Source organism: Nesterenkonia suensis (assembly GCF_054782935.1).
This window is the reverse complement of record NZ_BAAGRN010000001.1, coordinates 281,501-298,653: the sequence shown is the minus strand read 5'-3', so window position 1 is coordinate 298,653 and position 17,153 is coordinate 281,501. Positions and strand designations below refer to the sequence as shown.

Sequence of the window (17,153 nt, the reverse complement as noted above, 5' to 3'; positions counted from 1 at the left end):
ACACCCAGTGACTGACCGGCCCCCCGAGTCCTCCACGTCGGTCGCCTCCCCTGCAGACGAACAGCCCCAGGTCGACTCCCCCGAGCCCCAGGCCGCGACTGAGTCGGCCGAGTCGGCCGAGTCCACTGAATCGACCGAATCAGCTGAATCCGCTGATGAGCAGCAGAACCTGAGCTCGCCGACCGGGGACTCTCACCAGGAGTCCCACCACGAGCCCCACGACGCGAACACGCCGGCGGAGGACGAGGCCGCAGAGGACGAGACTGCAGGGGACGAGGCCGCAGAGGACGAGACTGCAGAGAGTGAGCCTGCGGCTGGGATCGAACCGGACGCAGAGTTCGCGGGCGAGCCTGAGCGCGAGGCCCAGGGCGAGGGTTCACCCGGCGGCACCCCGGAGGGCGAAGCGCCCCCCGAGACCCCCGGCGACTCGGCGACCGAGCCTGTGCCCGAATCCGATGTGCGCCCCGAGCCCTCCGCCGACGAGCCCCCGCGTGACCCGGGCCCCACGCCCACTGGGCGCATCCGGCTCAGCCGCCCCACCCCGACGCTGCCCCCGGAGTCGCTCCCCGAGGAGAAGGACACCTCACTCAGCGACTTCTTCGACACCTTGGACGCGCGCGTCGCCGAGGCCACCGGTCGGCTCGCTGACGCGTTCCGCCGCCCAGAACCCGGGGAGCAGATCTCCGCCCGTGTGGACTACCGGCTCTTCCCCGACCAGAGCGCGGAGCCCGAGAGCGTGGCACCCGATGACCCCGAGTTCGACCCCCAGGTCGACGCCCGGTTCGACCCCCAGGTCGACGCCTGGGACGGGTCGGCCGACGACGAGGGTCCGTCCGCGGAGGCGCCCGCGGCGTCTGACCCTGAGGAGCTCCCCGACCGCCTCGACGACGAGAGCCCCGATGACGTCGACCTGCCGGACGAGGAGTCCGCCTCCCAGCTGAACTCCTATCCGAGCTCCTACCAGGACCCGCACCAGGACCCATACCAGGAGGAGACCGCGACCCGGCCGTCACATCCGGCCCCGGAGATCTCGCCCGACACCGAATCGACGATGATCTCGCTTCCCCCGGTCGACGCCCAGACAGGCGACCCCCGCACCAGCCGCGTCGCGCTTCCGGGTCCGCCGCGGGACCCTCGACAGTCACTGCCCTGGGAGGTCCGCGAGCAGCAGGCCGAGGAGGCTCGCCAGCAGGACGCCAGCGCGGCACGCCGTCGCGCCGTGATCCTGGAGAAGGCCTCGGCCATCGAGGCGGCCACCGGCCGGGACGAGCCCGACCCGGATGAGTTCGCCGATGAGGAAGAGGACCTCTACACCTACATCCCGCCCTACAACCTGCCCTCCCGACACCCGGATCCGGAGCCCCGTGGGCTGGACCTGGCTCGGCAGATCTTCGTGAGCATCTCCGCCATGGCCGCCGTCGCCTCCGCGGCCTGGATGCTGGGCGCCTTCACCGGACCGACCATCCTGGGCGGCAACGGCCTGGACCATCTGGTCGACGGCTGGTACGCCGGAGGACGTGCACTGCTGACTCCCGACGCCGGGCACTATTGGCTGTGGCCGTTCATCGTCCTGGGGCTGCTCGGCCATGCCGTCCACCAATGGACCACCACGCAGATCTCCACGCCACGCCAACGGCGCTCCGGGTGGCTGGTGGGCCTCGCCTCGGTCCTCATGCTGGTGTGGACCGCCGCGGTGCACGCCGGGCTCCTGTCCGTCGCCGTGTTGGCGGCGCTGGCCGCCGCACTCGCTCTGGTCGATGCGGTCCGACAGTTCACCCTCCATACCGCACGCAATGCGGTGGAGCGGCGCCTGACCGACTCCGTGGTGGGCTTGTTCGCCGGATGGGCCCTGGTCGGGGCGATGTCCTCGATCTCCGCGCTGCTGACGGCCATGAGTGTGCGGATCCCTGGCTTCCCAGCACTGCTCTGGGCCCTGATCGGCCTGGTCGTGTGCATCTGGATCGGCGCGTACTATGCGATGACCGAACGGGGCCGGATGACGATCGCTCTCGGCCTGGGGTGGGGCATGTTCTGGCTGATCTTCCCGCGGGTGCTCTCCGAGACCCCTTCGCTGTGGGTGGCCATCGGTGCGGCGATGGGGGCGTTCATCGTCATCCTGGCCACCGAGTCCCGGCGGCACAGGATCAACCATGCCGAGCGACGCGCAGCCATGGGACGTCCCGTCGACGACATCATCTGAACATCGTCCCTTCCCGGTGCCCAGGACCCGCCGCCTCGGCTTCGGCCTCGGCGGATCGCAGCGGAGACGACCGATCCTCGACGACGTCGTCGAGGATCGGTCCACCTCCTCTGGGAGAGTCCGTAGGCACTGAGCCTCGGGGTGGGGTATGAATGGACTATGAGCGTGCGCACCCCCGATCCCAATCCGGGATGGCTGAACGAGGCAGACCTGTATGAGGCTCGCCGCCGACTCCCCATGGTCTACGTGGAGGCGATCCCCGTCCGTCAGGACTCCCTGGGCTATGTCACAGAGGTCGGGCTGCTCTACACGGCCGACGACGACGGCCAGTTCTACCGGACTGTGGTCTCCGGCCGGGTGATGTACCGAGAGACCATTCGTGCGGCACTCCTCCGTCACATCGAGAAGGACCTCGGCTCCCTGTGCCTGCCGCAGATCCCGCCGTCTCCGACCCCGTTCACCGTGGCGGAGTACTTCCCCTACCCCAGTGAGACGGGTCTGGTGGACGACCGGCAGCACGCGGTCTCGCTGGCCTATGTGGTGCCGGTCTCCGGAGAGTGCCAGCCGCGCCAAGACGCCCTCGAGCTCTCCTGGATGTCACCGGCGCAGGTGCTCAGCGAGGCGGTGCAGGCGGAGTTCGTCGGCGGCCGCGGGCAGCTGGTGCGCCAGGCCCTGGCCCACGCAGGCTTCGCCGGCTGAACCCTGCCCCCCCCCTCCTTCCCCGCTGAGCTGGTGAGTTTCCGCCGGAAAGACCCACTGCGGGCGATCATTCCGGCGGAAACTCACCAGCTCAACACGCCTCCATCGCACCCCTTCGGGTCATATGTCTTGACATTAGAACATCCACAGAGCAGAGTGGTGCACACCACGTCATGACCCGCCCGTCGGCCCACCGGAGCCGACGACGTCGAGGAGGCCGCAGTGACCACCACTTCCGCCCGCACCCCCAGCACCGCCGAGGACGGCACGCGCTCGCCCATCCTCATCGGCACGGCCCCGGACTCCTGGGGAGTGTGGTTCCCGGACGACCCGCAGCAGACCCCCTGGGAGCGGTTCCTCGACGAGGTGGCCGAGGCTGGCTACCACTGGATCGAACTGGGCCCCTACGGCTACCTGCCCACCGACCCCTCGCGGCTGGCCGATGAGCTCTCCGCCCGGGACCTGAAGGTCTCCGCCGGCACCGTGTTCACCGCCTTCCACCGCGCCGGGGCCGAGGAGCGTCAGGCCACCTGGGACCAGATCCACCGGGTCGCCGAGCTCACCTCCGCCGTCGGTGGGGAGCACATCGTGGTCATCCCCGCGATGTGGCGCGACGACGTGACCGGCGAGGCGGTGGAGCCCGGGACCCTCGACGCCGACGGCTGGCGTCGCCTGGCCACCGGCCACGACGAGCTGGGCGCGGTGCTCGACGAGCAGTACGGCCTGTCCCAACAGTTCCACTCCCACGCGGACTCCCATGTGTGCTCCATGGACGAGATCCTCCGCTTCCTGGAGGAGACCGACCCGCAGCGGGTGAGCCTCTGCCTGGACACCGGGCACGCCGAGTACGGCGGCGCCTCCTCCGCCGAGCTCATCCGGCGCCACCCGGACCGCATCGGCTACCTGCACCTGAAGCAGATCGACCCGGCGATCATGGAGATCGTCCGACGCGACGATCTCACCTGGGCTGCCGCCAACAATGCCGGCGTCATGGTCGAACCACCCGCCGGGCTGCCGGACCTCTCCGTCGTCATCGACGAGCTGGAGCACCTGGAACGCTCCTTCTTCGGCATCGTCGAGCAGGACATGTACCCGGTGGCATCCTTCGACGACCCCCTGCCGATCGCGACCCGCACCCGGAAGCACCTCTGCGGCTGCGGCTCCCGCACCCGCATCCGCTGAGGCTTCCGCAGCACCCTTCGCAGGACCCCTGGACCGCACGGACTCCGCGTCCGTCCCCGACCGCTCGAGGAACCGCAGAGGACTCCTCGCACACCCCAAGGAGCACCGATGACCCATGAGCTCATCACGATGGGACGCATCAGCGTCGACATCTACCCCCACGACGTCGGCGTCGGCCTGGCCGATGTCACCAGCTTCGGCAAGTATCTGGGCGGGTCACCGGCCAATGTCGCCGTCGCCGCCGCCCGGCACGGTCGGCGTACCGCGGTGATCACCCGCACCGGAGACGACCCCTTCGGCGAGTTCCTCCACCAGGAGCTGCGCCGCTATGGCGTCGACGACCAGTGGGTCACCCCGGTCCCGGAGCTGCAGACACCGGTCACCTTCTGCGCCATCCAGCCCCCGGAGGACTTCCCGCTCTACTTCTACGGCCGCTCCCCCAGCGCCCCCGACTGGGAGATCGACGCCGACGAACTCGACACCGACGCCGTCGCCGCCGCCACGATCTTCTGGTCCACGGTCACCGGGCTCGCCCGTGAGCACTCCCGCCAGGCGCAGATCGCCGCTCATCAGGCCCGTCCGCGGGATCAGCTGACCGAGGGTCAGCACACCATCCTGGACTTGGACTATCGCCCCATGTTCTGGGACTCGATGGAGCAGGCCCGCGAACAGGTCTCTCGCATCCTGCCCCAGGTCTCCGTGGCCGTGGGCAACGCGGAAGAATGCGCCGTCGCCGTGGGCGAGGGCACCCCCGATGAGCAGGCGGACCGGCTGCTCGAGGCCGGGGTGAAGCTCGCCGTGGTCAAACGCGGCTCCGACGGCGTCATGGCCGCCACCGCCGAGGAACGTGTGATCTCCCAACCGCTGCCGGTGGAGACCGTCAACGGCCTGGGCGCCGGCGACTCCTTCGGTGGGGCGCTGGTCCACGGCCTGCTCTCCGGCTGGCCGCTGGAACAGGTGCTCGACTACGCCAACGCCGCCGGAGCCCTGGTGGCCTCCGAGATCGCCTGCTCCGAGGCGATGCCCACCCCGGAGAAGGTCGCCGCCATGCTGGCCGAGCGTGGACGCACCGTCCCGCAGGAGGTCTCAGCATGAGTCGCCCTGACCCGTCCCGCCGCTCCGAGGCGCTGACCCCGGTCCACCAGCTGCGCGCGGAAGTCTCTCCGCCGCAGAGCACGTCGCCTGACGACGAGGACCCGCGCCGCTATGAGCCGCTGACCCGGGTGCGCCTGGAACATCCGGAGGCCGTGGCCGCCGCCGCGCAGTCCCGACGCCGTCACCCGGGTCCGGTGCACGGCCGGCAGAGCTTCATCATCGCCGCCGATCACGCCGCCCGCGGCGCCCTGGCGGTGAAGTCGGATCCGCAGGCGATCGCGGACCGCCGACGGCTGCTGGACCGACTGCGCATCGCCCTGGCCCACCCGAAGGTCGACGGCGTACTCGCCTCCCCGGATGTGCTCGACGATCTGCTGCTGCTGGGCGCCCTGGACGGCAAACTGATCTTCGGCTCGATGAACCGGGCGGGCCTGCCCGGGTTGGTCAACGAGATCGACGACCGCTTCACCGGCCACACCGCGCCCGCCCTGCGGGCCCTCGGCGCCGACGGCGGCAAGATGCTCACCCGGATCGCCTTCGACGACGCCGCCACCACCTCGGTGCTGGAGAACACCGCCCAGGCGGTGGACCAGCTGCACGCCGAAGGACTGATCGCCATGGTGGAGCCGTTCATCTCCCGGACCGATGCCGGCCGGGTGGTCAACGACCTCTCCACTGACGCCGTCGTCCAGTCGGTAGCCATCGCCCAGGGGCTGGGCGCCAGCTCGGCCGGCACCTGGATGAAGCTGCCGGTGGTCGACGACATGGAGCGTGTCATGGCCGCCACCACGCTTCCCACGGTGCTGTTGGGCGGAGACCCCTCCGGCCGCACTGATGAGGTCCTGGAGGCCTGGCACCGCGCCCTGGCGCTGCCCGGCGTCCAGGGACTCACCGTGGGCCGCACCCTGCTCTACCCCGACGACGGCGATGTCGCCGCCGCCGTCGACCAGGCCGCCTCGCTGCTGGTGGACAGCACGCCGAGCACCGCAGATTCTGCGCCGAGAAGCGGGCTCACCCCTGTCGGCGCCGTGAAGGAGGATCGATGACCACCCGTGAGATGTCCGTGGCCCAGGCCACAGTCGAATTCCTGGCCAGCCAGGTGACCGTCGACGTCGTCGACGGCGAACGCACCGAAGTCCGTACGATCCCCGGGATGCACGGGATCTTCGGCCACGGCAACGTCGCCGGCGTCGGACAGGCGCTGAAGCAGGCGCAGATCCTGGCACCGGGGCTGATGCCCTACCATCAGGGCCGCAACGAGCAGGCCCTGGTCCACCAGGCGGTCGGCTACGCCCGCCACACACGGCGCCGGCAGACCTACGCGGTGACCGCATCGATCGGCCCGGGCTCGACCAACATGGCCACCGGGGCGGCCTTGGCCACCACCAACCGCCTTCCGGCCCTGCTGCTGCCCTCTGACGAGTTCGCCACCCGCGCCCCGGATCCGGTGCTGCAGCAGCTGGAGCTCCCCCATGCCTATGACGTCACCTGCGCGGACCTGTTCCGCCCGATCAGTCGCTACTTCGACCGTGTGCAGCGCCCCGAGCAGCTCTTCTCTGCACTGCTGCACGGCATGCGGGTGCTGATGGATCCGGCGGAGACCGGTGCGGTGACCATCTCGCTGCCGCAGGACGTGCAGGCCGAGCGCATCCTGGTGCCCGAGGAGTTCCTGGCCCGTCGCGAGTGGCGGATCCGCCGTCCCGCGCCCGAGGAGGTCGACCTGGCCGCCGCCGTGGAGGCCATCCGCGGAGCCCGGCAGCCGCTGATCATCGCCGGCGGGGGTGTGCACTACGCCTTCGCCACCGACGCGCTGCGCCGGCTCGCCGAATCGACGGGCATCCCGGTCTCCTACACCCAGGCCGGGGTCGGCACTCTGGAGTGGGATCATCCGCTCTGCCTGGGGGCGATCGGCTCCACCGGGTCCACTGCCTCCAACACCTACGCGCGCGACGCCGACGTCATCATCGGCATCGGCACCCGCTACGAGGACTTCACCACCGCCTCCATGACGGCCTTCCAACACCCGGGCGTACGATTCGTCAACATCAACATCGCCTCCCTGGATGCCTACAAGATGGGCGCCGGCGTGCAGATCGTCGCCGACGCCGGCACCACGCTGCCCCTCCTGCGGGAGCGCCTGGAGTCGGTGGGCCATCACACCTCGGCAGAGGTCGCCGAGCTGGTGCGCGCCGAGAAGGCCCGCTGGGACGCCAGCGTGGAGGAGTGCTTCACCGTGCGGAATCAGCCGCTGCCGGCGCAGACGGAGATCATCGGGGCCGTCAACGAGGCCATGGACGCGCGCGACGTCGTCATCTGCGCGGCCGGCTCGCTGCCCGGAGACCTGCACAAGCTCTGGCGGGCCAAGGACCCCTACGGCTACCACGTGGAGTACGCCTTCTCCTGCATGGGCTACGAGATCGCCGGCGGCCTCGGGGTCAAGCGCGCCGCCCTGGCCGAGGCCCAGCCCGCAGCCCAGGCCCAAGAGAAGGCCCCGGAGGACGGCCGAGACGTCGTCGTCATGGTGGGAGACGGCTCCTACCTGATGATGCACACCGAGCTGGTCACCGCGGTGGCCGAACGCATCAAGCTCATCGTGGTGCTGCTGCAGAACCACGGCTACGCCTCGATCGGCTCGCTGTCCGAATCCCTGGGCTCCCAGCGCTTCGGCACGAAGTACCGGTACTTGGAGGACCAGCGACGGTTCGACGGCGCCCATGAGCTGCCCATCGACATCGCCACCAACGCGGAGTCGCTCGGCGTCGACGTCATCCGTGTGGAACCGGGTGAGGACGCGATCGACCGGCTGAACGCCGCGGTCGCCGAGGCCAAGGCCCGCCCGGAGGACTCGGGCCCGGTGCTGATCCATATCGACTCCGACCTCTACCTCGACGCCCCCGACTCCGAGTCCTGGTGGGACGTGCCGGTCACGGGCGTCTCCGAGCTGGACTCCACGCAGAACGCCTACCAGACCTACCGCGGCCACAAGTCCCGGCAGCGGCAGCTGCTCGGTGACGGCCGCGACACCGACGAGAGGAACCCCTGATGACCACCACACAGACCACGTCCCCCGCCCAGGCCGCGGACACCGTCACCGAGATCACCCACTGGATCGACGGTGCGGCCGACGCCGGCCACGGCGAGCGTCGCCAGGACGTCTACAACCCCGCCACCGGCCAGGTGACCGGCACCCTGCACCTGGGCGACGGCGACGACCTGGAGAAGACCCTGCAGGCTGCTCGCCGCGGCGCCGACATCTGGGCCGAGACCTCGCTGTCCAAGCGCATGGCCGTGCTGTTCCGCTTCCGCGAGCTGGTGCACTCCCACACCCAGGAGCTCGCCGCGCTGGTCACCGCCGAGCACGGCAAGGTGCTCTCCGATGCGGCCGGAGAGGTGGCCCGCGGCCTGGAGGTGGTGGAGTTCGCCTGCGCGGCCCCGCAGACGCTGAAGGGCGACTACTCGGACCAGGTCTCCGGCGGCATCGACGTCTTCTCCTTCCGGCAGCCGCTGGGCGTGGTCGCCGGCATCACTCCGTTCAACTTCCCGGTCATGGTGCCGCTGTGGATGGCTCCGGTGGCGATCGTCACCGGCAACGCCTTCGTGCTCAAGCCCTCGGAGCGGGATCCGTCGGCCTCTCTGCTGCTGGCTCAGTTGTGGAAGGAGGCCGGGCTGCCCGACGGTGTCTTCCAGGTGCTGCACGGTGACAAGGAGATCGTCGAGGGCCTGCTGACCCATGAGCTGGTCGACGGGGTCTCCTTCGTGGGGTCCACCCCGATCGCGCAGCATGTGTATGAGACCGGCACCCGCCATGGCAAGCGGGTCCAGGCCCTGGGTGGGGCGAAGAACCACGCCGTGGTCCTGCCCGACGCCGATCTGGAGCTGGCCGCGGACCACCTCTCGGCGGCGGCCTTCGGCTCCGCCGGCGAGCGCTGCATGGCGATCTCGGTGGCCGTGGCGGTGGGCGACGCCGCCGACACGCTCGTGGAGAAGGTGGGCGATCGCGCCCGGGCCATCACGGTCGGAGACGGCACGGAGGACTCTTCGGAGATGGGGCCGCTGATCACTCCGGCCTCCCAGGAGCGCGTCCAGCGCCTGGTCGGCGAGGCGGAGGCCGACGGCGCCGCCGTCGTCGTCGACGGGCGTGACCTGGTGGTGGAGGGCCGTGAAGAGGGCTTCTTCGTGGGCCCGACCGTGCTGGACCGCGTCCAGGAGCACATGTCCGCCTATGAGCAGGAGATCTTCGGGCCGGTGTTGGCAGTGGTCCGCGTGGACACTCTGGAGGACGCGATCCGGGTGATCAACGCGAATCCGTATGGCAACGGCACGGCGATCTTCACCGGCTCCGGGCATGCGGCCCGCATGTTCCAGCGTCAGGTCACCGTCGGGATGATCGGGGTGAACGTACCGATTCCGGTGCCGGCGGCCCAGCACTCCTTCGGCGGGTGGAAGGACTCGCTGTTCGGTGATCACCACATCTATGGCCCCGACGGCGTGCGCTTCTACACGCGCGGGAAGGTCATCACCCAGCGGTGGCCGCACCAGAACGACGAGTCCACCGCGTCGCTGAACTTCCCGTCGAACGGCTGAGACCCGGCGCGCGGCTCACCACCCGAAGATCGTCCCTCCGTGAGAGATCGCCCCTGAATCTGCAGACGATCTCTCACGGAGGGACGATCTCTGTGGCGGAACATCACCCCAGAACCTGATTCGTCCGAATGTCTGGACAAACCAATGTGATGCGTTCTACAGTGAGGGGCATCACGGAAGAACTCATGATCGAGGAGAACTGAGACCAATGTCGACACCGCAGCAGTCCGAACTCCGCGTCGCCGTCATCGGCGCGGGGCGCATGGGCTCGGACCACGTGGAACGCCTCGCCCACCACACCCTGCGCGCCCGGGTCAGCGCCGTCGTCGACGTCGACCGCGAGCGCGCCGCCGCCGTCGCAGCCTCCGCCGGGGACGCCGCCGGAGACCCCCAGGTGCTCTCCAGCGTGGACGAGCTGCTGACCGCCGAGGCAGCTGACGCCGTCGTCCTCGCCACCCCGGGGTTCCTCCACGAGGACGCGCTGCTGAAGCTCCTCGACACCAGGATCCCCGTGCTGTGCGAGAAGCCGCTGACGCCGGACCCCGAATCCTCCCTGCGCGTGGTCGAGGCCGAGGTCGCCACGGGCCGCCAGCTCATCCAGGTGGGCTTCATGCGCCGCTTCGACGCCGGCTACCGCCGTTTGAAGCAGACGATCGCCTCCGGCGAGCTGGGCGAGCTGCTGATGCTGCACCACCAGCACCGCAACCCGGAGGCGCCGGCCGAGTTCACCGACGAGATGATCATCCACGACTCCGTGGTCCACGAGTTCGACGCCGTGCGCTACTTCACCGGCGAGGAGATCACCGACGTCTCCGTGCGGATCGGTCGCACCACTTCTCGGACCGGCAGCGTGCGGGACCCCCAGCTGGTGACCGTGCAGACCGAGTCCGGACTGCTGGCCACCGTGGAGATCTTCGTCAACGCCCAGATCGGCTACCAGGTACACACCCAGGCCACCTTCGAGAACGGGCTGATGAAGATCGGTGAGGGCTCCGAGGTCGAGATCACCTCCGCCGGGCGCACCGGCGTCACAGTCGACGCCGGCTTCGTCACCCGCTTCCGCGACGCCTACGACCTCGAGGTCCAGCAGTGGGTGGACGCCACCCTGCGCGGCGAGATCGCCGGACCCAGCGCCTGGGACGGATACGCCACCGCCGCCTGCTGCGCCGCCGGCGTCGCCGCCCAGCAGAGCCGCACGGTCGAGCGGGTGGAGCTGGCGCCCAAGCCCAGCTTCTACATCGCCCCCACAGGATCCCCCGCCCTGGCCTGAGCCCGACGACCCGCAGACCCTGCCCCCACCTGCCCCGAGGACCCCTCCATGAAGTACGCCCTGGACCCCACCCCGTTCCACCGCACCCACTCACTGCTGGAGTTCCCGCGGCTCGCCGCGGACCTGGGATTCCAGTGGCTGCAGCTGACCCCGCACCCGGACTTCATCCCGTTCTTCAACCATCCCAAGGCCGACGACGACCTCGTCGCCCGTTTCCGCAAGGCCTGCACCGACACCGGCGTCGGCGTGGCCTCCGTGCTGCCGGTGCTGCGCTGGTCCTCCCCCGATCCGGATGCCCGCGAAGCCGCAGTGCGGCACTGGAAGCGCGCCATCCAGATCACCGTGGACCTGGGCGTGGACCAGATGAACACGGAGTTCTCCGGCCGACCCGAGCTCGCGGAAGAGTCGGAGCGCGCCTTCTACCGTTCCCTGGAGGAGCTGCTGCCGCGCATCGAGTCGGAGGGCATCCACGTCGCGATCGACCCGCACCCCGATGACTTCGTCGAACAGGGCCTGGCCGGCTGGCGGGTCATCCGCGGCGCCAACTCGAAGAACCTCGGCTTCGTCTACGTGGCCCCACACACGTTCCACTACGAGGACCCGATGCCGGCCATCCTCGACGAGGTCGGGGATCGGCTCCGAGTGGTCCATGTGGCTGACACCTATGATCACCACCGCTCCGACGGGCTGCGTTACATCACCAATCCCCCGGGCAGCGCGGCCCGCGTGCACCAGCACAACAAGATCGGCGTCGGCGACGTCGACTGGGACCAGTTCTTCTCCGAGCTCGCCCGCAACGGCTTCGACCAGCGTGCCGAGTCCGTCATGGTCACCAGCGTCTTCGGCGAGAACGAGGACGCCTATGAGGTCTCGACGTACCAACGGCGCCAGATGCGCGAACGCATGGAAGCCGCCCGGCGCTGACCGGCCTCAGCACCCGGCCCTCCCCTCCTCGCCGCCTGCTCCCGGCGCCCGGCACTGCGCCCGGCGCCCCAGGCATACCCTCACCCGGCACAGACAGGATCGCCAGATCATGGAATCACCACGCACACCCAATCTCCCGGACGGCGTCGTCGGCTCGGGTCGGAAGAAGGGCGCCATCCTCATCTACCTCTTCGGAGCTCTCGGCGGGCTCAACTGGGGATATGACACCGGCGTCATCTCCGCGGCGCTGGTCTACCTCCGCAGAGACTTCGAGCTCACCAGCTGGGCCGAAGGATGGATCGTCACCGGACTGATCATCGGCGCCGTCATCGGTGCCGCGGTCGGCGGCAGGCTCTCCGACACATACGGCCGGTGGAAGATCCTCATGGTCACCGCGGTGACGTTCATCGTGGCCCCGATCGGCATGGCCCTGGCACCGGACGCCGCAGTGCTGTTCATCTTCCGCTTCGTAGTCGGTCTCGGCTCCGGCCTGGCCGCCGTCACTCTGCCGGTGTACCTCTCGGAGATCGCCCCGGCCCGCATCCGCGGCAAGGTCACCGCCTTCTACGCTCTGGCGATCGTCAGCGGTCAGTTCGTCGGCTTCATCATCGGACTGGGCTTCGCCCCGATGGAGTCCTGGCGCTGGATGCTCGGCCTCTCCATCGTCCCTTCGATCCTCTTCGCCGTGGGTCTGGCCTTCATCTGGGAGACACCTCGCTGGCTGGTCAAGAAGGGCCGCGAGGAGGAGGCGCTGACAGTGCTGCTCTACGACCGCACCGCGGACGAGGCCGACCGGGAGCTGCAGGAGATCCACGTGATCAACGAGGCGGAGAAGGCCGCCGGGGCACAGACCCTGAAGGCGCTGCTGCAGCCCTGGGTCAAGCCGATCCTCTTCGTCGGCCTGGGCCTGGCGATCCTGCAGCAGATCATGGGCATCAACACGATCATCTACTACGCACCCACCACGCTGCAGAACGTCGGCTTCACCGATCAGGCCGCCATCGCCGCCAACCTGATCATCGGCGTGATGAACGTGCTCGCCATCTGGCTGGCCCTGACCTACGCCGATCGCTGGGGACGCAAGCCGCTGCTGATCGCCGGCGCCATCGGCACCTGCCTCAGTTTGGCGATCCTGGCCCTGACCAACCTTCTGCTGCCTGAGCCGGACGGCTTCGGCGTCGTGGGCATCGTCACCCTGACCTGCATGGCCGTCTACATCTTCATGTTCCAGGCCAGCTGGGGCTCGATGGTGTGGGTGATGCTCGGGGAGATCTTCCCGCTGGGCGTGCGTGCCGCGGCGATGGGCCTGGCCACCACGGCGCTGTGGTTCGCCAACGGCGTCGTCGCGCTCGGATTCCCGCCGGTGCTGGAGGCCGTCGGCGTCGGCTGGCTCTTCGCCGGGTTCTCGGTGATCTGCTTCACCGCCCTGCTCTTTACCCTGCGCCATGTGCCGGAGACCAAGGGTCGGTCGTTGGAGGATATCGAGTCGACCTTCCGCAACACCGCCGGTATGCCGGTGGTCCCGAGTCCGAAGCGCATGCGCTGAGACTCAGCCCTGCCACACCCCTGTTGAGAGGGTGAGTTTCCGCCGGAAAGAGGCCCCTGATAGCGGCCATAAGGGCGGAAACTCGCCCTCTCAACTCGTCTCAGCTGGATGGTCGGCCGGTGAAGCCGCCTGCCTGAGGGACAGGCCCACGTCGCGGGGATCGGTGCCGGCGACGTCAAGGTCTCACGGGCCTCCCGCCGGTGTTCAGTGGGCTCCCCGGATGCGCATGGAGCGCAACCTCTCACCGTCGACGTCGAAGGTGAACTCCGAACGCCCATTGGCGTGATTGCTGCGCCAGTCGGCGATCACGGTGACAGTGTCGCCCTCCTCCTGGACCGACTCGAGCTCCATCGTGCCGCGGGCACCGATGAACTCCACGTCGCTCCAGGCCTTGATCTCCTCGGGTCCGGTGAAGATCCGCCCGAAATCGTCCACGAATCCCTCGTCGCCGAAGGCGGCCAGGAACGCCGCCTCGTCATGACGATTCACCGCGGCGATGAGGCTTCCCACCGGCTCTGGGACGTCAGGCATCAGGTTCCTCCTGTGACAGGTCGTGAAGTGCACGTGGTCCGGACCCTACTCCTGCAGCCCGTTCGGGGAGAAGGCTTCTGGCTCTCATCGCCGCACGCGCACGGACCTCCCGGCCTCCAGGGACTCCTGGGCCGCGTCCGCCACGCGGGAGGCATCCACGGCCTCCTCCGGCGGGCACGGGTTCTCCCGCTGGCCACGCACCAGCTCCACGAAGGCCCGCATCTCCGCGCGGTAGGCCTCCGCGAACCGCTCGTGGAAGCTCCGATGCGGCGTCCCGGCGGGGAACCTCACTCCGGGCTCGGCGGACCGTCCGGCGTAGGAGTCGTCCAGCCCCACCTGCAAGGTCCCCGCGGAGCCCTGCAGCTCCAGGCGCACGTCGTGACCGGCCCCGTTGTACCGGGTGGCCGAGACGGTGGCGACCGTGCCATCCTCCAGCTCAGCGAGCGCCACAGCGGTGTCGACGTCTCCCGCCGCCCCGATCGCCGGATCCCCGGTGTTTGACCCCCGCGCATAGACCTCCACGATCCGCTGGCCGGTGAGCCATTGGATGCTGTCGAAGTCGTGCACCGAGCAGTCGCGGAACAGCCCGCCGGAGGTGGCCAGGAACTCCACCGGCGGCGGGGTCATGTCCGCGGTGATCGCCCGGATGGTGTGCAGCCAGCCCAGGTCGCCGCGGCGGTGGGCCACCCGTGCGGCGAGGTGGCCGGGGTCGAGCCGACGCTGGTGGCCGATCTGCACGGTGCTGCCGAGCCGGGACACCGCTTCGAGCACCGGCAGCGCCGCGTGGGTGGACTCGGCCAGCGGCTTCTCGCAGAAGGCGGGGATCCCCGCCTCGGCGGCGCGCAGGATCAGCGGCGCATGGGCGGCAGTGCCCACGGCGATCACGACGCCGTCGGGCGGGTCGCCGGGAGGCACCCCGTGGAAGAGCGTGTCGACGTCGGACACCGCCCGGCAGCCGATGTCCGCGGCGACGTGCCGGGCGCGGGCGGCGTCGCTGTCGGCGATCAGCAGCTCCACGCCGTCGTCGGCGAGCGCCTGGAAGTGCCGGGCGTGCATGAGACCGATGCGTCCGACGCCGATCAGCCCGAGAGTGGTCCTCACCCGGCGCTCCGCTCTCGCATCTGCTGCATCGGCTCAGCCGGAGAAGGGCAGCCGGGGGTCCATGTCCTGACCCTCCCAGGTCTTGCGGATCCAGCCGTGGTGCGGGTCGTCGCTGATCAGCCACTGGCGCACCGGGCCGGGGCCGGCCATGACGTTGAGGTAGTACATGTCATGGCCGGGAGGGGTCATGGCTGGGCCGTGCCAGCCGTAGGGCACCAGGACGACGTCGCCGCTGCGCACCTCTGCGGTCACGTCGATCTCGCGCGCATCGGAGGCGTAGACGCGCTGGTAGCCCATGGCGTCCGGACCACCTCCCTCCGGTGCGGGGACAGGCATGTCCTTCGCGGTCTGCATCTCGAAGTAGTAGATCTCCTCCAGGGCGGTCTCCCCCTCGGCCTCCTCGTCGTGCTTGTGCGGCGGGTAGGAGGACCAGTTCCCCGCAGGGGTGAGCACTTCGCAGACGATGAAGCGATCCGCCTCCAGGGTGGCGGGGGTGCCGAAGTTGTGCACCTGGCGGGAGCAGACGCCGGCGCCGCGCAACTCCAGCGGCACCTCCTGGACGGGCAGGTGCCGCACGGGATGGTCGGCTGCGGCGGGAGCGGAGGCCACTGCCACGCGGCCGCCCTGGGCGGAGGAGAGGCGCGCGGCCCGTCGGATGCCGGTGTAGAGGACATCGGTCGGGCCGTGGAACACGGACTCTCGGCCGGCGAGCTCATAGGTGCCGCCGTCGACCTCCACGGTGAAGGAACCGGCCAGCGGCACGACGATGCGTTCCTCCTCCTGGGAGTCCAGGGGGATGCTCTGTCCGGGGCTGAGGTCGACGACGCGCAGGCCGGTGTGCTGCCATCCCGGGATCTCGGTGGTGGAGTCCGGGGTCCCCAGGTCCAGCATCCAGTCTCCGCGGGCGGCGGATCCGGCCGGGTGGAACCAGGGGGAGGTGGGGGCTTCGGGGCGTGGGGAGGTCATGGCTGTCCTTTCCAGGCGGGAGGGCAGGGTGGAACGGGCGGTGGTGGCGCCTGACGGTGGGCTCAGTTCACCAGGGTGATGTCGAAGGAGTACATGTCGGCCCGGTAGACGTGATGGCCGCATTCGACGGCGATGCCGCGGCTGTCCAGCGCGGTGCGGTCCATCATCACCAGCGGCGCGCCGACCTCGGTGTCGAGCAGCTCGGCCTGGTGGTCGTCGGCCACTGCGGCGCCGACGGTCTGGTGGGCCATGCGGAAGTCGATGCCGGAGCGGCGCAGCAGGTTGTAGAGTCCGTCGGATTCGAGCTCGGCCTGGTCGAAGGAGCCGATGCTGCGCGGCACCCAGTTCTCCATGATCGCCAGCGGCCGGGCGTCGACTGTGCGGAGCCGAATCATGTGGTGGACTTCGTCCCCCTGGGTCAGGTTGAGCTTCGCGGCGACCTCGGCGTCGGCATGGGTCAGCTCCAGGGAGAGCACCGTGGTCTGCGGGGTGGCTCCCTCATCCTGGAGGTCGTTGTAGAGGCTCGAGAGCTTGAGATTGCGGCGGACCGGGGCTCCGATGACCTGGGTGCCGACGCCACGACGCCGGACGACCAGCCCGTGCTGGACGAGTTGGTCCATGGCCTGTCGCATGGTCGGGCGTGAGAGGTTGTAGCGCTTGGCCAGGGCGATCTCGTTCTCCAGCTTGGTCTCCGGAGGCAGCGAGCCGTCCCTGATGGCCTTCTCGAAGGCGGAGGCCACCTGGTGATACAGGGGCACCGGAGATGACCGGTCCAGGCTGATCTCGAGGTCGTGAGTCACGGATGCTCCTTCGTCGCGGTAATTGTCAGTTTGTCACGACAATCAGATTTTTTGAAGGGACCGACGCAGATTTCTGTGCCCTGATGTGCAGTCCCGCCCCGCGGCGCCGGGCCCACGCACCGGTGAGGACGACGGCGACGCGTCCCAACCTTCAGGCCCAACCTTCAGGCCCAACCTTCAGGTCCGGCGCTCACACCCGGCATTCACACCCGGCACTCACGCCCGATATCCACGCCCGATATCCAGGCCCGATGT

The 17,153-nt window shown here is 69.5% G+C and carries 14 protein-coding genes; 10 read left to right on the top strand and 4 right to left on the bottom strand.

The window, feature by feature from the left end:
* Positions 1-7: 7 nt before the first annotated feature.
* From ACYVKI_RS01270 to ACYVKI_RS01225, 10 genes are all read left to right on the top strand, one after another.
* Positions 8-2,200 (top strand): MFS transporter, encoded by a 2,193-nt coding sequence (locus ACYVKI_RS01270; protein ID WP_460688537.1) that lies wholly within the window; start codon positions 8-10, stop codon positions 2,198-2,200.
* A gap of 159 nt (positions 2,201-2,359) precedes the next feature.
* Entirely contained in the window at positions 2,360-2,899 is a 540-nt protein-coding gene (locus tag ACYVKI_RS01265) for an NUDIX hydrolase family protein (protein ID WP_460688536.1), read from the top strand.
* A 222-nt stretch (positions 2,900-3,121) separates the two neighbouring features.
* Positions 3,122-4,081, top strand: a complete 960-nt coding sequence (locus ACYVKI_RS01260) for a sugar phosphate isomerase/epimerase family protein (RefSeq protein ID WP_460688535.1) — start codon at positions 3,122-3,124, stop codon at positions 4,079-4,081.
* Between the two features lie 108 nt (positions 4,082-4,189).
* Positions 4,190-5,176: a 5-dehydro-2-deoxygluconokinase gene (gene iolC / locus ACYVKI_RS01255; protein WP_460688534.1), complete on the top strand. Its 987-nt coding sequence runs from the start codon at positions 4,190-4,192 to the stop codon at positions 5,174-5,176.
* The gene (locus ACYVKI_RS01250; protein ID WP_460688533.1) at positions 5,173-6,222 is read left to right on the top strand and encodes a Cgl0159 family (beta/alpha)8-fold protein; all 1,050 of its coding nucleotides are present in this window, start codon (positions 5,173-5,175) and stop codon (positions 6,220-6,222) included. Before iolC ends, ACYVKI_RS01250 begins: the two co-directional genes overlap by 4 nt.
* Positions 6,219-8,219 (top strand): 3D-(3,5/4)-trihydroxycyclohexane-1,2-dione acylhydrolase (decyclizing), encoded by a 2,001-nt coding sequence (gene iolD, locus ACYVKI_RS01245; RefSeq protein WP_460688532.1) that lies wholly within the window; start codon positions 6,219-6,221, stop codon positions 8,217-8,219. Before ACYVKI_RS01250 ends, iolD begins: the two co-directional genes overlap by 4 nt.
* Positions 8,219-9,760 carry a CoA-acylating methylmalonate-semialdehyde dehydrogenase gene (locus tag ACYVKI_RS01240; RefSeq protein WP_460688531.1) on the top strand — a complete coding sequence of 514 codons (1,542 nt, stop codon included), beginning with the start codon at positions 8,219-8,221 and terminating at the stop codon, positions 9,758-9,760. Before iolD ends, ACYVKI_RS01240 begins: the two co-directional genes overlap by 1 nt.
* 208 nt (positions 9,761-9,968) lie before the next feature.
* Positions 9,969-11,030, top strand: a complete 1,062-nt coding sequence (locus ACYVKI_RS01235) for a Gfo/Idh/MocA family protein (protein WP_460688530.1) — start codon at positions 9,969-9,971, stop codon at positions 11,028-11,030.
* Positions 11,031-11,078: 48 nt separating this feature from the next.
* Positions 11,079-11,954, top strand: coding sequence for a sugar phosphate isomerase/epimerase family protein (locus tag ACYVKI_RS01230; protein ID WP_460688529.1), 876 nt, complete (start codon positions 11,079-11,081; stop codon positions 11,952-11,954).
* Between the two features lie 109 nt (positions 11,955-12,063).
* Positions 12,064-13,500: a sugar porter family MFS transporter gene (locus ACYVKI_RS01225; protein ID WP_460688528.1), complete on the top strand. Its 1,437-nt coding sequence runs from the start codon at positions 12,064-12,066 to the stop codon at positions 13,498-13,500.
* Between the two features lie 204 nt (positions 13,501-13,704).
* On the opposite strand, the gene ACYVKI_RS01220 is transcribed toward ACYVKI_RS01225, so the two are convergent.
* The 4 genes from ACYVKI_RS01220 to ACYVKI_RS01205 all read right to left on the bottom strand — a co-directional run bounded on the left by ACYVKI_RS01220 (position 13,705) and on the right by ACYVKI_RS01205 (position 16,898).
* On the bottom strand, positions 13,705-14,031 hold the full coding sequence (locus tag ACYVKI_RS01220; protein WP_460688527.1) for a nuclear transport factor 2 family protein: 327 nt from the start codon (positions 14,029-14,031) through the stop codon (positions 13,705-13,707).
* Between the two features lie 84 nt (positions 14,032-14,115).
* Entirely contained in the window at positions 14,116-15,132 is a 1,017-nt protein-coding gene (locus tag ACYVKI_RS01215; protein WP_460688526.1) for a Gfo/Idh/MocA family oxidoreductase, read from the bottom strand.
* Between the two features lie 33 nt (positions 15,133-15,165).
* Positions 15,166-16,098: a 5-deoxy-glucuronate isomerase gene (gene iolB, locus ACYVKI_RS01210; RefSeq protein WP_460688525.1), complete on the bottom strand. Its 933-nt coding sequence runs from the start codon at positions 16,096-16,098 to the stop codon at positions 15,166-15,168.
* Positions 16,099-16,160: 62 nt separating this feature from the next.
* Positions 16,161-16,898 (bottom strand): GntR family transcriptional regulator, encoded by a 738-nt coding sequence (locus tag ACYVKI_RS01205; RefSeq protein WP_460688524.1) that lies wholly within the window; start codon positions 16,896-16,898, stop codon positions 16,161-16,163.
* Positions 16,899-17,153 lie beyond the last annotated feature (255 nt).

Bases quoted from the DNA above. Each gene is read 5' to 3' on its own strand.
- ACYVKI_RS01265 (WP_460688536.1), top strand. From the start codon at position 2,360: ATGAGCGTGCGCACCCCCGATCCCAATCCGGGATGGCTGAACGAGGCA.
- iolC (WP_460688534.1), top strand. From the start codon at position 4,190: ATGACCCATGAGCTCATCACGATGGGACGCATCAGCGTCGACATCTAC.
- ACYVKI_RS01250 (WP_460688533.1), top strand. From the start codon at position 5,173: ATGAGTCGCCCTGACCCGTCCCGCCGCTCCGAGGCGCTGACCCCGGTC.
- iolD (WP_460688532.1), top strand. From the start codon at position 6,219: ATGACCACCCGTGAGATGTCCGTGGCCCAGGCCACAGTCGAATTCCTG.
- ACYVKI_RS01240 (WP_460688531.1), top strand. From the start codon at position 8,219: ATGACCACCACACAGACCACGTCCCCCGCCCAGGCCGCGGACACCGTC.
- ACYVKI_RS01235 (WP_460688530.1), top strand. From the start codon at position 9,969: ATGTCGACACCGCAGCAGTCCGAACTCCGCGTCGCCGTCATCGGCGCG.
- ACYVKI_RS01230 (WP_460688529.1), top strand. From the start codon at position 11,079: ATGAAGTACGCCCTGGACCCCACCCCGTTCCACCGCACCCACTCACTG.
- ACYVKI_RS01225 (WP_460688528.1), top strand. From the start codon at position 12,064: ATGGAATCACCACGCACACCCAATCTCCCGGACGGCGTCGTCGGCTCG.
- ACYVKI_RS01220 (WP_460688527.1), bottom strand. From the start codon at position 14,031: ATGCCTGACGTCCCAGAGCCGGTGGGAAGCCTCATCGCCGCGGTGAAT.
- iolB (WP_460688525.1), bottom strand. From the start codon at position 16,098: ATGACCTCCCCACGCCCCGAAGCCCCCACCTCCCCCTGGTTCCACCCG.